Here is an 18,834-nt window from a genome sequence, read left to right as displayed (position 1 = left end):
GGGCAAGTGTTTGCACAATCGCTCACATGCCTCAAGACGATGACCTGCACGCCCTGCGCGAGCGCACCATCGCGCAGGCCCTGGCCCGCGCGCCCGCAGATGGCCTGCACACGACCGCCCTGCCCTGGCTGCGGCTGATCCGCGCCAGCGCGCCGGCCCAGCCTGTGCCGGCGGTCTATGAGCCCGGCCTGGTGCTGGTGCTGCAGGGCCGCAAGCGCGCGCAGCTCGGCGAGCGCGTGGTGCATTACGACGCCATGCAGTGCCTCGTCGTACCCATGACCATGCTGCCGCGCGGCCAAGTGCTGGAGGCCAGCCCGGCCAAGCCCTATGTCTGTATGCGCCTGAGCTGCGAGACGCAGGCGCTGACCGAGCTGCTGCTGGACGGCGATGCACCGCCTGAAGGCAACGACGCCGGCCTGCATGTCGCGCCCGTCACCGCGCCGCTGCTGGACGCTGCCCTGCGTCTGCTGCAGCTGCTGGACAGCCCGCAGGATCTGAAGACGCTGGCACCGTTGGTGCAGCGCGAGATCCTCTACCGCGTGCTGACCGGCCCGCTGGGCCCGCGGCTGCGTTCGCTGGCGCATACCGACGGCGTCACCCGCCGCGTGGGCCGCGTCATCGAGCAGCTGTCGCGCCGCTATGCCGAACCTCTGTCCATCGACGAACTGGCCGAGTTGGCCCACATGAGCCCGTCGACGCTGCATCTGCGCTTCAAGCAGCTGACCGCCCTGTCACCGCTGCAGTTCCAGAAAAACCTGCGCCTGCAGCAGGCACGCCGGTTGATGCTGGGCGATGGCCTGGATGCCGCCAGCGCCGCGCACCGGGTTGGTTACGAGAGCCCTTCGCAGTTCAGCCGTGAATATCGTCGCCTTTTTGGCGCGCCGCCACGCGAGGACATCTCGCTGCTGCGCAGCGCTGCCGGCTAGAATGCCGCCTCCTTCCGAGGAGCGTTGCAACCTCAGCACCTATTGAGGCCAGGCTCGGAAGTTCTGACCCCCTGCAACTGCGCTCACCCGCTGGCAATCCGTGCCTGGGTGAGGTTTGATCCCCCCGTACGACCCGCCAGCGGCTTCATTCGCTTGAAGGAGCCCTGCATGAGCACCACGAATCACATCGTCAAGGACCTGTCGCTGGCCGACTGGGGTCGCAAGGAAATCAAGATCGCCGAGCATGAGATGCCGGCGTTGATGGCCATTCGCAAGGAATACGCCGCCACACAGCCGCTCAAGGGCGCGCGCGTCACCGGCTCGCTGCACATGACCATCCAGACGGCCGTGCTCGTCGAGACGCTGCAAGCCCTGGGCGCCGAAGTGCGCTGGGCCTCGTGCAACATTTTCTCCACGCAAGACCACGCCGCCGCCGCGCTGGCCGCCGTCGGCACGCCCGTGTTCGCCTACAAGGGCGAGACGCTGGAAGACTACTGGGACTACACCCACCGCATCTTCGAATTTGCCGGCAAGGGTGAAGCGGGCGAAGGCCCCAACATGATCCTGGACGACGGCGGCGACGCGACGCTGCTGATGCACCTGGGCCAGAAGGCCGAGAAGGACTTGTCCGTGCTGGCCAACCCCGGCAGCGAGGAAGAGCGCATCCTGTTCGCGGCCATCAAGAAGAAGGTCGCCGAAGACGGCACCTGGTACACCCGCAAGAGCGCTGAGATCATCGGCGTGACCGAAGAGACGACCACGGGCGTGCACCGCCTGAAGGAAATGTCGGCCAAGGGCACGCTGCTGTTCCGCGCCATCAACGTCAACGACTCGGTCACCAAGAGCAAGTTCGACAACCTCTATGGCTGCCGTGAATCGCTGGTGGACGGCATCAAGCGCGCTACCGACGTGATGGTCGCCGGCAAGATCGCCGTCGTGGCCGGTTATGGCGACGTGGGCAAGGGCTCGGCCCAGGCGCTGCGTGCGCTGTCGGCGCAAGTGTGGGTCACCGAGATCGACCCCATCTGCGCGCTGCAGGCCGCGATGGAAGGCTATCGCGTCGTGACGATGGAGTACGCCCAAAGCAAGGCCGACATCTTCGTGACGACGACCGGCAACAAGAACGTCATCCGCCACGAGCACATGCTGGCGATGAAGAACAACGCCATCGTCTGCAACATCGGCCACTTCGACAACGAGATCGAGGTCGCGGCGCTGGAGCAGTACGAGTGGGAAGAGATCAAGCCCCAGGTCGACCATGTGATCTTCCCGGACGGCAAGCGGATCATTCTCTTGGCCAAGGGCCGCCTGGTGAACCTGGGCTGCGGCACGGGCCACCCGAGCTATGTGATGAGCAGCTCGTTCGCGAACCAGACCATCGCCCAGATCGAGCTCTACGCGCACAAGGACAACTACGCCATCGGCCAGGTCTATGTGTTGCCCAAGCACCTGGACGAGAAGGTCGCGCGCCTGCAGCTGACCACGCTGAATGCGCAGCTGACCGAGCTGACGGAAGAGCAGGCCGCCTACATCGGCGTCAACAAGGCCGGCCCGTACAAGCCCGACACTTATCGGTACTGATCGTCGATGCGCGCTGACCAGCTCCTCGTCGCCCAAGGCCTGGCACCGACCCGCTCGGTGGCCCAGCGCTTGATCTCGAACGCCGCCGCCGAATGGGCCTCGCCCACCGGCTGGGCGATGTTGAAGAAGGCCGGCGAGGACCTGCCCGAGACGGCGCAGCTGCGCGTCACCGACGACGCGGAGCTGCGCTATGTGTCGCGCGGCGGGCTCAAGCTGGAAGGCGCGCTCACCCGCGTCGGCTTCGACGTCACGACGCACACGGTGCTGGACGTCGGCCAGAGCACAGGCGGCTTCACAGACTGCCTGCTGGCTCACGGCGCCCGCCATGTCGTTGGCGTGGACGTAGGCCATGGCCAGCTGCATGCCAAGCTGCTGGCCGACCCGCGCGTCACGGCGCTGGAAGGCGTGCATGTGCGCGAGCTGGACGTGTTGCGCCAGCACGCGCCGACGGGCGGCTTCACGCTGATCGTCGGCGACCTGAGTTTCATTTCCATGGTGGGCAGCCTCCCGGAGTTGCTGCCCTGGCTGGAGGTGCACGGCCATCTGCTCGTGCTTATCAAGCCGCAGTTCGAACTGGGGCCACAAGCCCTGGGCAAGGGCGGGCTCGTCAAGGACGAGGCCGACTACCCGCGACTGGAAGCCCGCGTGCGCCTGGCCTGCACGGCCCTCGGCCTCAAGGTGCTGGACTACTTCGACAGCCCCATCACCGGCGGTGATGGCAATCGCGAATTCTTCTTGTGGGCCTCCCGATGAGCACCCTTGTCAGTTTCGAATTTTTCCCCCCGAACACGCCGGTCGGCGTCGAAAAGCTCAAGACCGTCGTGCAGGAGCTGGGCGCGATGTCGCCCCAGTACTTCAGCGTCACCTACGGCGCCGGCGGCTCCACGCGCGACAAGACCCTGGGCGCCGTGATGGACATCGCCGCGGCCGGCTTCAACGCCGCCCCGCACTTGAGCTGCGTGGGCTCCACGCGCGAGAACATCGCCGAGATCCTGGCCACCTACCGTGCCCAGGACATCCACCGCGTCGTCGCCCTGCGCGGCGACCTGCCCAGCGGCACGGCCACGGCGGGCGAGTTCCGCTACGCCTCCGAACTGGTCAGCTTCATCCGCGAGACCCAGGGCAAGGATTGGCATATCGAGGTCGCGGCCTACCCCGAGGTGCACCCGCAGCAGCGCTATGCGGCGCGCGACCTGCAGCACTTCGTCGACAAGATGAAGGCCGGCGCCGATGGCGCGATCACGCAGTTCTTCTTCAACGCCGACGCCTACTTCCACTTCGTCGACGAGGCGCGCCGCCTGGGCGTCACCCAGCCCATCGTGCCGGGCATCATGCCCTTCCACAACTACGGCCGCATCGCCCAGTTCGCGCAGCGTGACGGCATCGACATCCCGCGCTGGGTGCAGATGAAGATGGAAGGTTTCATGGACGACGCCGCCAGCATCCGTGCCTTCGGCCTGGACGTCATCACGCGGCTGTGCGAACGCCTCATCGACGGCGGCGCGCCGGGCATCCACTTCTACACGCTCAACCAGAGCGCGCTGACGCTGGAGTTGTGCAAACGCCTCGGCCTTGGCAACAAGGTTTGATCCAGCTCAAAACCCCACATCGAGTGTGGCGCTGCGAGGCGCCGCCTTGTGTTGCCTCAAACCGCCGTGAGCCGCCGGCGCGTGCAATGCCTCCATCGGGACACGTCCCATTCACTGGAGCCATTGATGAAGTTCTCTTCCGCCCTGCGCCTGGCCGCCGTTGCCGCCGCTGCCCTTGCCCTGCAGCCCGCCTTCGCCGATGAAGGCCCGCTGCTGGTACGCGTGCGGGCGCTGCACCTGGATTCCGCCAACAAGGACAGCACGGGCCTGGGCCTGTCGATCAACAACAAGACCTTCCCAGAAGTTGATTTCAGCTACTTCATCGCGCCCAACATCGCGGCCGAACTGATCCTGACCTATCCGCAGAAGCAGACGATCTACTCCAACGGCAGCGAGATCGGCTCGCTCAAGCACCTGCCGCCGACGCTGACGCTGCAGTACCACTTCAACCCGACCGGCACCGTGCGTCCCTACGTCGGTGCGGGCGTGAACTACACGAACTTCTCCAGCGTCGAGTTCGCGCCTGCCGTGCAGACCGCTCTTCATCCCAGCATCAAGCACAACAGCTGGGGCGCTGCCTGGCAGATCGGCGCAGACGTCGAGATCAGCAAGGGCACCTATCTGAACTTCGACGTGAAGAAGGTCGACCTGCAGACGACGGTCTATGCCAACGGCGCGTCGGCCGGCAAGTTCAAGGTCAACCCGACACTTGCCAGCGTCGGCCTGGGTTGGCGGTTCTGACGGCCGCTTGCGCTCATGTAAATGAGCGCTTTACGTAAGCGAAAGTCACTTCGCTCCGCAAGAATGCGCGGCCATGAGCCGCCTTCTTGTTGCGCTGGCAATGCTGTGTGCCAACGCCCTGTGCGCGGCCCAGACAACGCCCCAAAAAACGCCCCCGCCCCCGCCCGCCGCGCCGGCCTCCGCCGCCAGCGGCGCCGCCAACCGCCTGGACCGCGTCGAGGTCAACGGCGGGCCGACGGCCAACAGCCGCCGCCGCAACAGCACGGCCAGCAAGATCGTCATCGAGCGCGAAGACCTGGACCGCTACGGCGACACGGTGCTGGGCGACGTGCTGCGCCGCCTGCCCGGCGTCACCATCGGCGGCCGGCCCGGGCGTGGCGGCGACATCCGCATGCGCGGCCTGGGCAGCGGCTTCACGCAGATCCTCGTCGACGGCGAACGCGCGCCGGCCGGCTTCGCGGTGGAGGACCTGCCGCCGGACCAGGTCGAGCGCATCGAGATCTACCGCGCGCCCACCGCCGAGACTGGAGCGCGCGCCATTGCCGGCACCATCAACATCATCCTGCGCGAGCCGCTGCTCAAGGCCACGAACGAGCTGCGCCTGAGCCTCGGCCAGGACCGCGGCGAGCCGCAGGCCGACGCCAGCTGGACGCGCAACCTGAAGTGGGGCGGCCCGAACGGCGACGAGTTCGTCGGCGCGGTGTCGACCAACGCCGGCCTGCACCGTCGCTTCAACAACATCGACTCGCACAACCGCGTCGTCGACACCGACACCGGCCAGGTGCTCAACGAGACCGTGCAGCAAGGCACGAGCGTGGGCAACAGCGCCAACCTCAACGGCAATGCGCGCCTGCGCTGGAAATACAGCGACACGCTGAGCTTCAACCTCGCGCCCTTCTTCGCGCTGTCGCAGAGCGAAGGTTCAAGCCAGAACAACGCCGTCGGCTTCACGCGCTTTCGCGACGTGCAAGGCGAAAACGACAGCCGCGTGCACAACCTGAGACTCAACCTGTCGGCCAACTACCGGCCCGCCGTCGGTGAGAGCTGGGACCTGCGCGTGGGCCGTGGCGGCTTCAAGTCCACCAGCAACAGCCAGCGCCGCGAGACGCTGAAGGACATCGGCATCGACCTGGAGCGCATCCAGGACGACCACAACGTCGCCGACGAAGACCAGACCAGCCTGGGCGCCAAGTGGAGCCTCAAGACCGCCAAGGAGCACCAGTGGGTGACCGGCGCCGAGAGCGAGCAGAGCCACCGGGTGCAGGTGCGCCGCACGCTGATCGACGGCGTGGAGTCGCCCGCGCTGCAGAAGTTCGGCGACACGCTGGGCTCGCGCAACCAGCGTTTTGCCGCCTACACGCAGGACGAGTGGAGCCCGAGCAAGATCTGGTCGGTCTATGCCGGCATCCGCTACGAACGCATCGAGACCCGCGCCGATGCCAGCGGCTTGCTGCCCGACACGCGCAACGTCTCGCAGGTCACTTCGCCGCTCTTTCACCTGCTGTGGAAGCCCGAGGCCTTCCCCAAGGACCAGGTGCGGTTGAGCCTGACGCGCAGCTATCGCTCGCCCAACCTCAACGACCTGATCGCCCGGCCCACCATCAACACCACCTACCCCACCGGCCCCAACCTGCCCACCTACGCCGACCGCGCCGGCAACCCCGACCTCAAACCCGAGCTGGCCACCGGCGTGGACCTGAGCCTGGAGCACTGGCTGCCCACCGGCGGCATCGTGTCGGGCAGCGCTTTCGTGCGCGACATCAAGAGCCTGATCCGCAGCAACCTGCAGCTGGAGACCGTGCCCTGGGACGAGTCGCAGCGCTGGGTCAGCCGGCCGCGCAACATGGAAGGCGCGCGCACCATGGGCTTCGAGTTCGAGGTCAAGGCGCGCCTGGACGAGCTGTGGGAGGAAGCGCCGCCCGAATGGCAGTTGCTGCTGCTGCGCTTCAACATCGCCGTCTTCGACAGCAAGGTCAAGGGCATCCCGGGCTCCAACGCCCGCCTGGACCAGCAGCCGCGCGGCAGCCTGAACTTCGGCCTCGACCACCGCTGGAAGGCCCTGGGCCAGAACTTCGGCAGCGGCTTCAACTTCAACTACGTGCCGGCCAGCAGCGTGCAGCAGACCCTCAACCTGAAGCGTGAGGAGACCGCCCGCCGCCAGTTCGACGCCTACCTGTCCTGGGCCAGCGGCTCGGTGCGCGACGGCATCAACTGGCGCCTGTCTCTGGCCAACCTGCTGCCGCGCGATGCACAGGTCACGTCGGAGGCCGTCTACATCGACACCATCACCAGCCACAACATCGTCACCGACAGCTGGTCACGCAACCGCACCTTCCGGGTGATCTCGCTGCGGGCAGACATGCGGTTCTAGACAATGCGGCGCATGAGCACACGCCGCATCCTGTTCTTCTGCATGGGCAACATCTGTCGCAGCCCGACGGCCGAGGGCGTCATGCGCGCGAAGCTGGCGGCCGCCGGCCTCGATGTGGAGGTGGACTCTGCCGGCACGCATGGCTATCACGTCGGTGCGCCGCCCGACGAGCGCAGCCAGGAGCACGCGCTGAAGCGTGGCTATGACCTGAGTCGCTTGCGCGCCCGCAAGCTGGTGGCGGAGGACTTCGCCCGCTTCGACCTTGTGCTGGCGATGGATGCCGACAACCTCACCCATGCGGAACGGCTGTGCCCGCCCAGCCAGCGGCCTCGACTGAAGCTGCTGATGGACTACGCGCCTCACGCAGGCAACCCGCAAGTGCCTGACCCCTACTACGGCGGCGCTGCCGGCTTCGATGAGGTGCTGGACTTGGTCGAAGCAGCTTGTGATGGATTGGTTGAGAGCCTTCGTAAGCGATGACCGTTTCGCCTCGCGCCCGATGCAGTCCGGGCTGTATCGGCGTTCCGCTCTTGAGCGCATGCCGCGCCACATCAAATCAGTAGCGGTGACATCGAGTTTCTTGGGGTAAACCGTGTTTGTTCGCCCAACGAACAAATTACGATGTCGAGCGCTGTCATAAGAAGTGCTGGAGACATGAACCCCATCAAGCCCCTGCTGGGCGCCCTGCTGCTCGCCGCCGCGTCCGCCCAGGCCGCGCCACCCGCTGAAACGCCCTACAGCTGGCATCCGGTCGCCATCAGCGGTGGCGGCTTTGTCGATGGCATCGTCTTCCAGCCTGCGGTGCCGGGCCTGGCCTACGCCCGCACCGACATGGGCGGCGCCTATCGCCGTGACACGGCCACCGGCCCGTGGCAACCCCTGTTGGATTGGCTGCCGCTGGCCGACGTGAACCTGATGGGCGTCGAGAGCCTGGCCGTCGATCCCAACGACTCCGACGCCCTGTATCTGGCTTGCGGCACCTACACCAACCCCGCCGTGCCCAATGGCGCCGTGCTGCGCTCACACGATCGCGGCCGCACCTTCCAGCGCACCGACCTGCCCTTCAAACTCGGCGGCAATGAGGGCGGCCGCGGCAATGGCGAGCGGCTGGCCGTAGACCCCAATGACGGCCGCGTGCTCTACCTCGCCAGCCGCTTTTCCGGCCTGTGGCGCAGCGCGGATGCAGCCAAGAGCTTCCAGCGCGTGGACGCTTTCCCCGACTCGGCCTGGCGCCGCGACGCGGCCGACGGCCCGCCACCCAGTTGGGGCGGCAGCGACGGCAAGGCGACGATCAACTTCGTGCTCTTCGACCCGAGCAGTGGCACACGCGGCCAGCCCAGCCGAACGATCTACGCGGGCGTGTCGGTCATCGGCCGGCCCAGCCTTTGGGTGAGTCGCGATGCCGGCACGAGCTGGCTGCCTATCTCCGGTGCCCCGACGCAGTACCGCCCGATGCGCGCCGCGCTCGCGAGTGACGGCAAGCTCTACATCGCCTATGCCAGCGACCCCGGCCCGCACCGTATGAAAGACGGCGCGGTCTGGCGCTACGACATCCCCAAGCAGGCTTGGGCCGACATCACGCCCGAGCGCCCCAGCGCCGCCCTCCCCTTCGGTTATGCCACCGTCGCCGTCGATGCCGCGAACCCGCAGCGCCTGCTCGCCAGCACGGTCGGCCGAGGCGCGGGCGACCAGCTCTTTCGCAGCACCGATGGCGGCGCGACGTGGAAGCCGCCGTTCCTCGCTGCGAAGTTCGACGCCGCCGCCGCGCCTTACGTTGCCGACACGCCGGTGCACTGGATGTACGACGTCAAGATCAACCCCGCCAACCCCGACCATGCCCTCTTCACCACCGGCTATGGCGGCTGGGAAACGCTGGACCTGACCCAGGCCGACAACGCCAAGCCCACGCATTGGCAGGTCATGAGCACCGGCATCGAGGAGACCGTGGCCCTGGCGCTGCACAGCCCGACCCAGGGCGTCCCGCTCGTCACGGCCATCGGTGACTACTCGGGCTTCGTCCATGCCGACCTCGACGTGCCCGCACCCGGCAACCCCAAGCCGCCCTTCTTCGGCAACACGCACGACGTGACCGGCGCCGAGCTGGCGCCCGAGGTCATCGTGCGCATCGGCCATGCACGCATCGGCAAAAACCTCGGCTATTCGCTCGACGGCGGCAAGACCTGGCGCGAACCCGCGACCGTGCCCGATCCCAAGTCGGGCGACGGCTTCATCGCGGTGTCCGCCGATGGCAAGGCCTGGGTGTGGACGCCCAAGGGGGGACTGCCCCACGTCAGCCACGACCGCGGCGACACGTGGACCGCGGCGCAGGGCCTGCCCGCCGGCACCCGTGTCGTTGCCGACCGCGTGAACCCGCGCCGCTTCCACGCAATGGCGCTGTTCGACGACAAGCTGTACGCGAGTGACGACGGCGGCAAGACCTTCAGCGCCCGGCCGCTGGCCCTGCCCGACGGTGCCGTCGAACGCCCCGCGCCGCGCAACCACGACGGCGGCGACCGCGGCGACCACCGCGGCGGCCAGGACAGGCTCTACGCCACGCCCGGCCGCGAGGGCGACCTGTGGCTCGCGGCCTACCACGGCCTGTACCGCGCCGGTGATGGCAAAGGCTTCAAGCGGCAGCCCGCCGTCACGCAGATCCACGCTTTCGGCTTTGGCCGCGCGGCGCCAGGCTCAGCCGAGCCGGCCCTCTACCTCGTCGGTGTCGTCTCCGGCCAATACGGCATCTTCCGGTCGGCCGACAGTGCAGCGAGCTGGCGGCGCATCAACGACGACGCGCACCAGTGGGGCCTGATCCTGCAGATCAGCGGCGACCCCAAGGTGTTCGGCCGCGTCTACGTCGGCACGCATGGCCGCGGCGTGCAGTACGGAGATCCAAATCCCTAATCAGAGGCGCCGCCCATCGTCAGATTGACGGTCGTGCCCGTCATGCCGCTTGCCTTGTCGGAGGCCAGGAACACGGCCATCTGCGCCACTTCCTCGAGCCTCATGACGCGTTTCGGGTGGCTCCAGTTGGCGAGGAAGACCTGGAACTGCTCCCACGTCATGCCCATTCGCGCGGCCTTGAGCTCGAAGGCTTCCTTCATCACCTGGGTCTCGGGCATGCCATGCGGGCGCAGGCCGACGACGCGGATGCCATGCGGCGCGAGTTCGGTGGACAGGTCGCGCGTCAACGCCTCCTTGGCGGCTTGAGCGGCACCATAGCCGCCGTTCAGCGCCGTGCCGGTGCGCCCCGGCAGCGCAGTGACGGTCATGATGACGCCTGACTTGGCCGCTACCATGCGCCGCGCCGCAAGCCGCGCCGTCAGAAAGTAAGACCTGGCGTAGTCGACGACCGGGGCGGAGAACTGCGCCAGGCCCAGTTCCACCAACGGCACGCCCAGGGCCATCGCGTTCGAGAACCCCGCGGCGTTGAACGAGATGTCCAGGCGCCCGGCCTGCTCAACCACCGCGTGCAAATGCTGGTCAATAGCCTGCTCGTCAAGCGCGTCCACCTCGGCAGCATGGGCGGACCCGCCCGCCGACTCGATCTGGCCAGCCAGGGCTTGCACGCCGCCAAGCTGGCGGCCCGTCACAAAGACCTTGGCACCCTCCTGCGCGAACGCGCGCGCGACGGCCCCACCAATCGCTCCCGCGGCGCCATAGATCACCGCCACCTTGTTCTTCAACAGCATGTCGCTTCCTTTCAGCATGGATGGCCAGCCGCCGACTCAACGGCTGGCGACGGGGGATCCCGTCACTGCTGTAGACACCACGACATCAGCAAACTGGGCGCTCGCCGGACCGCCCAGTTCCGACGCCCGCCGGTGTCTACAGGGATGAAGACAATCAATCCACGAAGCGAGGCACCGATGAACAGGGTGAATCCGGACTTGATCGACAAGGCGAGGGCCGGCGACGGCGACGCCTTTCGCGCGGCGCTCGCGCCCTACCGGCGCGAGCTGCAACTGCATTGCTACCGAATGCTCGGCAATTTCCAGGACGCCGAGGACGCGCTGCAGGACACGCTGCTGGCGGCCTGGCAGGGCCTGGATGGCTTCGAAGGCCGCGCGTCGCTGCGCACCTGGCTCTACCAGATCGCCACGAACCGCTGCCTGAACCTGCGCCGCACCGCCAGCCGGCGGCCGGCCAAGGCCTGGGACGTGCCCAACATCGAACCGCCCGAGCCGACCCGGCTCGGCGAGGTGGTGTGGCTGGAGCCCTATCCCGACGAGCTGCTGGACGGCGTCATCGACGTGGCGCCCGGCCCGCACACCGTCTACGAGCGCAGCGAATCCATCTCGCTGGCCTTCGTCACCGCCCTGCAGCTGCTGCCGCCGCGACAGCTGGCCGTGCTGATCCTGCGCGATGTGCTCGGCTTCAGCGCCAACGAGGTGGCCAACATGCTGGATGCGACGCTGGAGTCGGTGACCAGCGCGCTGAAGCGGGCCCGCGCCGGCCTGCAGCGCCGCCAGCCGACGGGCCGCGCCGCACCTCCTGTGATCGGCTCGCCAGCGGAGACGGCCATCACCGCGAAGTTCACCCAGGCCTACGAGACCGGCAACCTCGACGCCTTGGTGGCCCTGCTGACCGACGACGTGTTTGTCTCCATGCCGCCGATGCCGCTGGAGTACGAAGGCCTGGACGCCGCCACGCGCTTCTTCGCCAGCATCTTCGGCGCCGGCCGGCGCTTCACGCTGCTGCCGACGCGGGCCAATGGCCAGCCGGCCTTCGGTGCCTACGTCCTCGCGCCCAACGGCATCCGCCATGGCGCCGGCCTGTTCGTGATGACGCTGGCGGGCGAGCAAATCTGTGCGCTGACGCGCTTCGAGAGCAACGTGCTGCCGTGGTTCGACCTGCCGCGGTCGCTGCCGCTGGTCACCTAGGTCGTGGTGGGGCGAGCCGCCGCAGCGACGACTTCAGCAGCCGGTCGCTGGCATCGAAGAGGCTGACCAGTTCCAACTGCAACGGGCCGGCCGGCGTCCTGATCTCATGCAGGTGGCGCTGCAACCGCCGACCCGACTCGAAACGCGTGTCGTCGCTGGCGGGGCCCAGGCGCTGCGCGACCTCGGCAGGCGTCAGGCCGGGCGCGAGCGTCAGCGCCGCCTGTGCCCAGCCGCTCTTGAGCGCCTGCAGTTCCACCTCGGGCGGCGAAGGCGGATCGTCCATGGCCTCGAAGACGACGCGCGTGTCGTCCGGCCAGCTCGCGTCGCCCATGGGCAGGCGGAACATGCGCTCGCGCAGCGAGTAGCCCCAGTCGTACTTCGGCCCGCCGCCGTCGCGCAGGCCATGCAGCAGGCGCTCGCTCAGCGTCAACCGCCGCTCGCCGTGCACTAACGTCACCGCAAAGATGGGCGTGTCGGCGAAATTGCTCGGGCTCCAGTCGCGGTCCCAGCAATCGTCGAAGGCGAAGGAGAACAGGCCGCCAAAGAAATCGGTACCTCGTGCGACGCCGCTACCGAAGGCAACGCGGCATTGCAGCCGCAGGTCACCCAACCGTCGCTCGCCCTCGGGCACGCCGGGCGTGCGGATGTCGGGCCGCCAGGTCACACGGCCATCGGCCAGGCGGCTGCGGATCTCGATGCGCTCATCGAGCGCGTGCCACGTCGGGTCGACGACGAAACGGTCCTCGGCATCCAGCACCACCGGCTGGCGGCCACCGCGCGTCATCAGGCCCAGTTCGAGCGCCTGCGTCGTCTCGGCCTGAGTGCGTGCATAGACCTTGAACTTCAGCGCCGCGGTCGGCGCGAGGGCATGGTGTTTGTCGAACAACGACTCGGCCTTGAAGAGCTGACCTAGCGTCTTCCTCTCGCGTGCCGCGGCGGCTTCGCCCTGCACCTCGACGCGGCCGAGCTGGGCCTCGGGCGGTGGCGCGCTGGCGGGCAGCGCGAGCGCGCCGGCCAGCAGCACCATCGAGAGGTTCATCACACCAACGCGAATGCGTCCCGCGTCAGGTTCTCGGGCGCCTCGCCGGCCGTGCGGCAGGCCACGTCATCCTCGATGCGGATGCCGCCGTAGCGCGCCAGCCGGTCAACGCAGTCCCAGTCCACCTGCGCCGCCTGCGGCGATGCGCGCAGCTGGCGCAACAGCGTCGGGATGAAGTACAGCCCCGGCTCGATGGTGACCACCATGCCCGCCTGAATCGGCCGCGTCAGCCGCAAGTAGCGGTGGCCTTCGGGCTTGTCGGCCACGCCGCCGTCCTCGTTGGCCATGAAGCCGCCGACGTCGTGCACCTGCAGGCCCAGCAGATGGCCGATGCCGTGCGGGAAGAAGGGCTTGGTGACGCCTTCGGCCACCATCGCCTCATCGCTCATGTTGACGATGCCGGCCTCGCGCAGCACGCGGGCGATGCGGCGGTGCGTGCTGAGGTGGATGTCGCGGTAGTCGACGCCCTCGCGCACCTCGTCGACCAGGCCGAGCTGCTCACGCTCCATGGCCGCGATCAGCGCCGCGAACTCGTCATGGCCGGGCGCCGCCCAGGTGCGGGTGATGTCGCTGGCATAGCCGTTCACCTGCGCGCCGGCGTCGATGAGGAAGCTGCGCGACTCGGGCGGCGGGCTCTCGTCCTGGTACTGGTAGTGCAGCACCGCGGCGTGCTCGTTGAGGCCAACGATGTTGCTGTAGGGCAGGTCGCGGTCGGTGTGGCCGGTGGCGACCAGATAGGCCCGGTGAATGGATGCCTCACTCTCGCCGCGCAGGAAGGCGGCGCGGGCGGCGTTGTGGCCCGGCACGGCGCGGCGCTGGGCGGCGCGCATCTGCTCGAGCTCATACGGGCTCTTCACGCCACGGGACCAGTGCAGCAGGTTCAGCAGGGTCTCGGGGTTGTTGGGGGTCACGCCCGGCAGCGCGGCATCGGCTTCACCGAGGATGGCTGTGCGCGGCGTGATGCAGTCGGCCAGCGCGGCGGCGGCCTCTTCCGGTTCGCGAATGACGACCAGCTCGACCGCATCCACCCACTCGCCGCTCGGCGCACTGGGCGGCACATGCCAGTAGTCGTCGGGCTGGTAGTAGACGACGCGCGGCTTCCTGCCCGGGCGCACGGCCAGCCAGGAGTGCGGGTGGTTGGTCAGCGGCAGCCAGTGCTTGAAATGCGGGTTGGCCTGGAAGAGATAGGGCCGGTCGTCGAGGAAGGCGTATTTCTCGATGCCGGAGGCGATCAGCAGTGTGTCGAAGCCGGTGCGCTCGAGTGCCGATTCCGCGTGCTGCTGCAATGCGGCAAGGTGGTCGGTGTAGAGGCTCATCGCTCGGCTCACTTGCGCACGTAGGTCAACTTCTTCGCGCCGCCGTCACAGCTGCCGATGACCTTGGCCTCGCCGACCTTGTCGCTGTCGACGACGGCGATCTCATAGCCCTTGACGCCCTTCTCATCGAGCTTGGCGGCGATCTCGGCCTTGAGTTCGTCGCAGGGCTTGGCGGCGGCAAAGGCAGCGGCGCAGCCCAGGGACAGGGCGACGGTCAGCAGGAGGGTACGCATGGCGAGCTTGGGCAGGGGTTGCGAGGCAGCCATTCTGCGGCAGAGCACCCCGGCAATCGAGATGCCCGCTGCCTCAGCCGTCCTTGTCCCAGACCACCCCCTCCTCCGTCAACATTGCATCCAACGCCACATCCAGCTGACTCGGCTTCAACAACGGCAAAAAGCCATGCGCATAGCCGATCCCAACAGCCGCCGGCCTCGGATCCATCTCGGCCAGCGTCTTGTCCATGAAGCCACCGCCATAGCCCAGCCGCAGGCCGGCAGGCCCGAAGCCCAGGCAGGGCACCAGCATCAGCTGGGGCTTGAACTCCTCGGTGTCCTTGGGCTTGGGGATGTGGAAGGCGTCTTCCTCCATCGGGCAGCCGGGGTACCAGACGTGAAAGCGCAGCGTGCCATGCACCTTGTCCACCACCGGCAGGCCGATGCGGCGATGGGGGTGGTTCTCACCCCATCGGTAAAGGGTGGGCAGGGGGTCGAACTCACCCTTGATGGGCCAGTAGGCACCGATGGTGGTCTCGCGCCGGCGCAGCAGCCAGACGCTCAGCACCTCCTGCAGCTCGGCGGCCAGGTCCAGGCGGTTGGGCAGGGCCAGCCGTTGTTCGATCAGCTTGTGCCGGATGGCGGCGCGGTCGTTGGCGTCCAAGAGCGTGGCTTTCTTCCGGACCTGTGAATCTGGCCATTGTGGGCCAAGCGCCGACCTCGCTAGAGTCCCGACCCAACGGAAACGCAGGGAGAACCACCAGTGCTGAACAAGCTCAACCAGCTCAGCGAATCAAGCGGGGCGCTCAAGCCGGGCCGCGGCATGATCAGCGGCGTCATCGCGCTCACGCTGGCCATCCTGTGCTTCCTCGGCGTGCTGGCCTTCCACTTCCCCGAATACCTGACGACGCCGCAGTTGCGCCAGTCCTACGACGTCGACGTGATCCGGCGCCTGCTGTACTGGGCCTTGGTGCTGTCCGGCGGGCTGGCGCTGTTCAACATCGTGTTCAGCCGCATGCGCTGGCTGGCGCTGTGGACCTTCGTGCTGCTGGGCCTGGCATTGGCGCTGGGCGGGCACAAGGTCGAGGTGGACCCGAACTTCCCCGACCACACGCCCTATGTCGGCCTGGACTGGTTCATCCTCGACCTGCTGGGCTCGACGCTGATCTTCGTCTTCATCGAGAAGCTGTTCGCGCTGCGCCGTGACCAGCCGGTGTTCCGCCCCGAGTGGCAGACGGATTTCCACCACTTCATCGTCAACCACCTGGCCGTGGGCTTCGTGATGCTGGCCACCAATCTCCTGGTGCACAAGTTCTTCGGCTGGGCGGCCAAGGACGGCATCCAGGGCTGGGTGCAGGGCCTGCCCTTCCCCGTCGCCCTCTTCCTCATCGTCCTGGTGGCCGACCTGGTGCAGTACTGGACGCACCGGGCCTATCACGAGGTGCCGACGCTGTGGCGCCTGCACGCGGTGCACCACAGCGTGAAGAGCATGGACTGGCTGGCCGGCTCGCGCCAACACATCCTGGAGCTCATCATCACGCGCACCCTGGTGCTGGCACCCATCTTCGTGCTGGGCTTCAGCAAGGAAGTCATCGACGCCTACATCGTCGTCGTCGGCTTCCAGGCCGTGTTCAACCACGCCAACGTCAGCGTGCGCCTAGGGCCGCTGCGCTACCTTATCGTGACGCCCAACTTCCACCACTGGCACCACTCGCAGGACCAGGAGGCGCTGGACAAGAACTACGCGGCTCACTTCGCCTTTCTTGACCACCTGTTCGGCACCGCCGTGCAGTCGGATCGCAAATGGCCGGAGCACTACGGCGTGCTGGGTGACTATGTGCCCGACGGCTTCCTGCGCCAGCTGCACTTCCCGTTCACCTGGAAGGGCTGATCACGCATGGACGCCTTCATCGAGCTCTGCGTCGAGCTGCTGCAGCCCCTCGGCCCGGTGCGGCCGCGCCGCATGTTTGGCGGCCACGGCATCTATGTGGACGGCCTGTTCATGGCCTTGGTCATCTCGAACCAGCTCTATCTGAAGACCGATGACGTGTCGCGTGAGCGTTTCGTCGCAGCCGGCTGCGAGCCCTTCAGCTACGGTACCAAGAACGGCGAGCGCCAGGTGATGAGCTACTACCAGCCGCCCGAGGAGACGCTGGAATCACCTGCGCTGATGCTGCCCTGGGCGCGGCTGGCGCTCGAGGCGGCCTTGCGTGCCGCCAACGCCAAGGCCGCGAAGCCCGTGGCCAGGAAGAAATCAGCGGCCCAAAAACCGGCGGGCAAGAAAACCACGGCTCGCCGAGGCTGACACCGGCGGCACCAACAGCTCGAAGTCGGCGGCGGGCCAGCCTTCCAGCACCGCCGTCTGGCCCGGCGCCAGCGCCACGGCCTCGCCAGCCTCCAGCCACTTGTCTTCGGCCGGCTCGTCGGGGGTGCCCGACAGTGTCAGCCAGACGCGGCCACGGGCCACCGCCAGGCGGCGAGACTCGGCGCCACCGGCCAAGGTCATGGCCCGGCCACCGTCCAAATGCCAAACAGATTGCGCGTCGCTCATGATGAGACTCCTGGGTTGATGTCAGGGATTCTGCTTATTTCACCCAAGGCGGTCCAATGACTCCGCGGCGCCGATTGATACCATTCACGCATGAATCAGCCGAAGCAACCAGTCCGCCAAAGACCCCTGTCCATCGGTCCGCTGCGTGCCTTCGAGGCCGTCGCCCGCTTGCTGTCCTTCCGCGCGGCGGCCGAGGAACTGAGCCTGACGCAGTCCGCCATCAGCCGGCAGATCCAGTCGTTGGAGGAGGAGATCGGCTGCGTGCTCTTCCTGCGCGGCACGCGCAAGGTGGAGCTGTCCAGCGACGGTGCTGTGCTGCTGCCCACGGCCGTGGCCGTGCTCTCAAGGCTGGACCAGACGGTCCGCCAGATCCGCCGCTCGCGCGGCCGGCGCGTCGTCAACGTCAGCACCTTTGCGTCCTTCGCATCACTGTGGCTGATCCCGCGCATGGAGGCCTTCCAGCGCGAGCATGCCGACATCGACATCCGCGTGTCGGCCTATGACCGCAAGGTCGACCTGGAGGACGGCGAGAGCGACCTGGCGCTGCGCTACGACGACCGCCCCTCGGTGCCGGCGGACGCCGAGCAGCTCTTCGAGGAACTGCTGTCGCCCTGCGTCAGCCCCTGGTATCTGCAGAACCCACCGGCGCCGCTGAAGCGCGCCGCCGACCTCGCCGGCCATGCGCTGGCCGAAGAAGACGACGCCCGCCCCAGCGCCGAGTTCCTGAGCTGGCGTCGCTGGCTGACCGAGATGGGGGAGCACGACCTGCAGCCGCGCCGCTGGCTGTACCTGAACTTCACCTACCAGCAGGTGCAGGCCGCGCTGACCGGTCAGGGTGTAGCGCTGGCCCGCCTGCCCCTGGTGCACGAACATCTGACGCGCGGCGAGCTCGTCGAGCCCTTCGGCAAGGCCGGACGGCTGGGCTGCCCGTTCAGCTACTGGATGATGCTGGGCCCGAACGCCGCGCGCCGGCCCGAGGTGCAGCAGTTTGCGGACTGGGTGCGCGAGCAGGCTGCCATCACGCGGGCACAGGTGGCGGGGGTCTGACCTGTTGCGCTGCCGGCCGGGCCGGTCTGAACATCGGCCCATGCTGAAAACCATCCTGTCCTTCGGCGTCGCCGCCGGCTTGGCTGCAGGCGTGCCGCTGTTCGCCCTGCTCATCCTGAACCGCGGGGCGCCGCCGGCTCACGGCATGGTCATCGGCTACACGCTGATGCTGGTCGCACTCAGCCTGGTCTTCGTTGCCATCAAGCGCCGCCGTGACGACGAACTCGGCGGCGTCATCCGTTTCTGGCCCGCCTTCGCGCTGGGCCTGGCCATCAGCCTCGTCGCAGGCGTCGTCTATGCGGCCGCCTGGGAGGTGACGCTGGCCGTCACCAAGATGGACTTCGGCACCGAGTGGGCCAAGATGTATCTCGCGCAGAACAAGGCCAAGGGCCTGCCCGAGGCCGAGCTGGCCAAGCTCGCCGCCGAGATGGACGAGTTCAAGCGCAACTACGCCAACCCGCTGTTCCGCTTCCCGATGACCATGGCCGAGATCGTGCCGGTCGGCCTGCTGGTGTCACTGATCTCGGCGGCCTTGCTGCGCAACCCGCGCTTCATGGCTTCGAAGCGGATCTGAGGAGACA

The 18,834-nt window shown here is 67.6% G+C and carries 19 protein-coding genes and 1 riboswitch; of the genes, 13 read left to right on the top strand and 6 right to left on the bottom strand.

All coding sequences use genetic code 11. From position 1 onward, the window contains the following. Positions 1–26 precede the first annotated feature (26 nt). The 8 genes from ACXJLH_RS03585 to ACXJLH_RS03550 all read left to right on the top strand — a co-directional run bounded on the left by ACXJLH_RS03585 (position 27) and on the right by ACXJLH_RS03550 (position 10,109). Positions 27–926, top strand: coding sequence for an AraC family transcriptional regulator N-terminal domain-containing protein (locus tag ACXJLH_RS03585; RefSeq protein WP_457321844.1), 900 nt, complete (start codon positions 27–29; stop codon positions 924–926). A gap of 10 nt (positions 927–936) precedes the next feature. Further along, a riboswitch (S-adenosyl-L-homocysteine riboswitch) is annotated at positions 937–1,018 on the top strand. A gap of 76 nt (positions 1,019–1,094) precedes the next feature. Continuing rightward, positions 1,095–2,507 (top strand): adenosylhomocysteinase, encoded by a 1,413-nt coding sequence (gene ahcY, locus ACXJLH_RS03580; RefSeq protein ID WP_457442522.1) that lies wholly within the window; start codon positions 1,095–1,097, stop codon positions 2,505–2,507. 6 nt (positions 2,508–2,513) lie between these two features. After that, a complete protein-coding gene (locus tag ACXJLH_RS03575; RefSeq protein WP_056192440.1) occupies positions 2,514–3,260 on the top strand; it encodes a TlyA family RNA methyltransferase in 747 nt (248 codons plus the stop codon). Beyond that, a complete protein-coding gene (gene metF / locus ACXJLH_RS03570) occupies positions 3,257–4,096 on the top strand; it encodes a methylenetetrahydrofolate reductase [NAD(P)H] (RefSeq protein ID WP_457352611.1) in 840 nt (279 codons plus the stop codon). The genes ACXJLH_RS03575 and metF overlap by 4 nt, the downstream gene beginning before the upstream one ends. 126 nt (positions 4,097–4,222) lie before the next feature. Then, positions 4,223–4,837 (top strand): OmpW/AlkL family protein, encoded by a 615-nt coding sequence (locus ACXJLH_RS03565; protein WP_056192435.1) that lies wholly within the window; start codon positions 4,223–4,225, stop codon positions 4,835–4,837. A 73-nt stretch (positions 4,838–4,910) separates the two neighbouring features. Continuing rightward, positions 4,911–7,208, top strand: a complete 2,298-nt coding sequence (locus ACXJLH_RS03560; protein ID WP_457442521.1) for a TonB-dependent receptor plug domain-containing protein — start codon at positions 4,911–4,913, stop codon at positions 7,206–7,208. 12 nt (positions 7,209–7,220) lie between these two features. Beyond that, positions 7,221–7,688, top strand: coding sequence for a low molecular weight protein-tyrosine-phosphatase (locus ACXJLH_RS03555; protein ID WP_457390573.1), 468 nt, complete (start codon positions 7,221–7,223; stop codon positions 7,686–7,688). A gap of 174 nt (positions 7,689–7,862) precedes the next feature. Further along, the gene (locus ACXJLH_RS03550; RefSeq protein ID WP_457442520.1) at positions 7,863–10,109 is read left to right on the top strand and encodes a WD40/YVTN/BNR-like repeat-containing protein; all 2,247 of its coding nucleotides are present in this window, start codon (positions 7,863–7,865) and stop codon (positions 10,107–10,109) included. Here ACXJLH_RS03550 and ACXJLH_RS03545 read toward each other — a convergent pair. Then, complete coding sequence (locus ACXJLH_RS03545; RefSeq protein ID WP_457442519.1) at positions 10,106–10,915, bottom strand: SDR family NAD(P)-dependent oxidoreductase; 810 nt, start codon at positions 10,913–10,915, stop codon at positions 10,106–10,108. The genes ACXJLH_RS03550 and ACXJLH_RS03545 overlap by 4 nt on opposite strands. Before the next feature lie 159 nt (positions 10,916–11,074). On the opposite strand from ACXJLH_RS03545, the gene ACXJLH_RS03540 reads away from it, so the two are divergent. Continuing rightward, entirely contained in the window at positions 11,075–12,088 is a 1,014-nt protein-coding gene (locus ACXJLH_RS03540) for a sigma-70 family RNA polymerase sigma factor (RefSeq protein WP_457442518.1), read from the top strand. On the opposite strand, the gene ACXJLH_RS03535 is transcribed toward ACXJLH_RS03540, so the two are convergent. The 4 genes from ACXJLH_RS03535 to ACXJLH_RS03520 all read right to left on the bottom strand — a co-directional run bounded on the left by ACXJLH_RS03535 (position 12,081) and on the right by ACXJLH_RS03520 (position 15,319). Next, positions 12,081–13,127 carry a hypothetical protein gene (locus ACXJLH_RS03535; protein WP_457442517.1) on the bottom strand — a complete coding sequence of 349 codons (1,047 nt, stop codon included), beginning with the start codon at positions 13,125–13,127 and terminating at the stop codon, positions 12,081–12,083. The genes ACXJLH_RS03540 and ACXJLH_RS03535 overlap by 8 nt on opposite strands. Next, a complete protein-coding gene (gene pepQ, locus ACXJLH_RS03530; RefSeq protein ID WP_457442516.1) occupies positions 13,127–14,443 on the bottom strand; it encodes a Xaa-Pro dipeptidase in 1,317 nt (438 codons plus the stop codon). Before pepQ ends, ACXJLH_RS03535 begins: the two co-directional genes overlap by 1 nt. Before the next feature lie 8 nt (positions 14,444–14,451). Then, positions 14,452–14,676 carry a DUF1161 domain-containing protein gene (locus ACXJLH_RS03525; RefSeq protein WP_457323070.1) on the bottom strand — a complete coding sequence of 75 codons (225 nt, stop codon included), beginning with the start codon at positions 14,674–14,676 and terminating at the stop codon, positions 14,452–14,454. A gap of 73 nt (positions 14,677–14,749) precedes the next feature. Further along, on the bottom strand, positions 14,750–15,319 hold the full coding sequence (locus ACXJLH_RS03520; RefSeq protein WP_056192418.1) for a 5-formyltetrahydrofolate cyclo-ligase: 570 nt from the start codon (positions 15,317–15,319) through the stop codon (positions 14,750–14,752). A 99-nt stretch (positions 15,320–15,418) separates the two neighbouring features. Between ACXJLH_RS03520 and ACXJLH_RS03515 the strand changes: the two genes are divergently transcribed. Both ACXJLH_RS03515 and ACXJLH_RS03510 read left to right on the top strand, forming a co-directional pair. Continuing rightward, positions 15,419–16,546: a sterol desaturase family protein gene (locus ACXJLH_RS03515; RefSeq protein WP_057298115.1), complete on the top strand. Its 1,128-nt coding sequence runs from the start codon at positions 15,419–15,421 to the stop codon at positions 16,544–16,546. Positions 16,547–16,552: 6 nt separating this feature from the next. Continuing rightward, positions 16,553–16,960 carry a TfoX/Sxy family protein gene (locus ACXJLH_RS03510; RefSeq protein WP_056192413.1) on the top strand — a complete coding sequence of 136 codons (408 nt, stop codon included), beginning with the start codon at positions 16,553–16,555 and terminating at the stop codon, positions 16,958–16,960. On the opposite strand, the gene ACXJLH_RS03505 is transcribed toward ACXJLH_RS03510, so the two are convergent. After that, positions 16,910–17,206: a DUF2917 domain-containing protein gene (locus tag ACXJLH_RS03505; protein WP_082532395.1), complete on the bottom strand. Its 297-nt coding sequence runs from the start codon at positions 17,204–17,206 to the stop codon at positions 16,910–16,912. The two genes, ACXJLH_RS03510 and ACXJLH_RS03505, sit on opposite strands and share 51 nt — an antisense overlap. A gap of 90 nt (positions 17,207–17,296) precedes the next feature. Here ACXJLH_RS03505 and ACXJLH_RS03500 point away from each other — a divergent pair, with 90 nt between their 5' ends. Together ACXJLH_RS03500 and ACXJLH_RS03495 are read left to right on the top strand one after the other, a co-directional pair. Next, positions 17,297–18,253 (top strand): LysR substrate-binding domain-containing protein, encoded by a 957-nt coding sequence (locus ACXJLH_RS03500; RefSeq protein ID WP_457323066.1) that lies wholly within the window; start codon positions 17,297–17,299, stop codon positions 18,251–18,253. A gap of 40 nt (positions 18,254–18,293) precedes the next feature. Beyond that, positions 18,294–18,827 carry a DUF4199 domain-containing protein gene (locus ACXJLH_RS03495; protein ID WP_457442515.1) on the top strand — a complete coding sequence of 178 codons (534 nt, stop codon included), beginning with the start codon at positions 18,294–18,296 and terminating at the stop codon, positions 18,825–18,827. The last annotated feature ends 7 nt before the right edge of the window (positions 18,828–18,834 follow it).

The sequence above is a fragment of the Roseateles sp. P5_E4 genome, from assembly GCF_054049255.1.
This window is presented reverse-complemented; position numbering and strand designations above follow the sequence as displayed.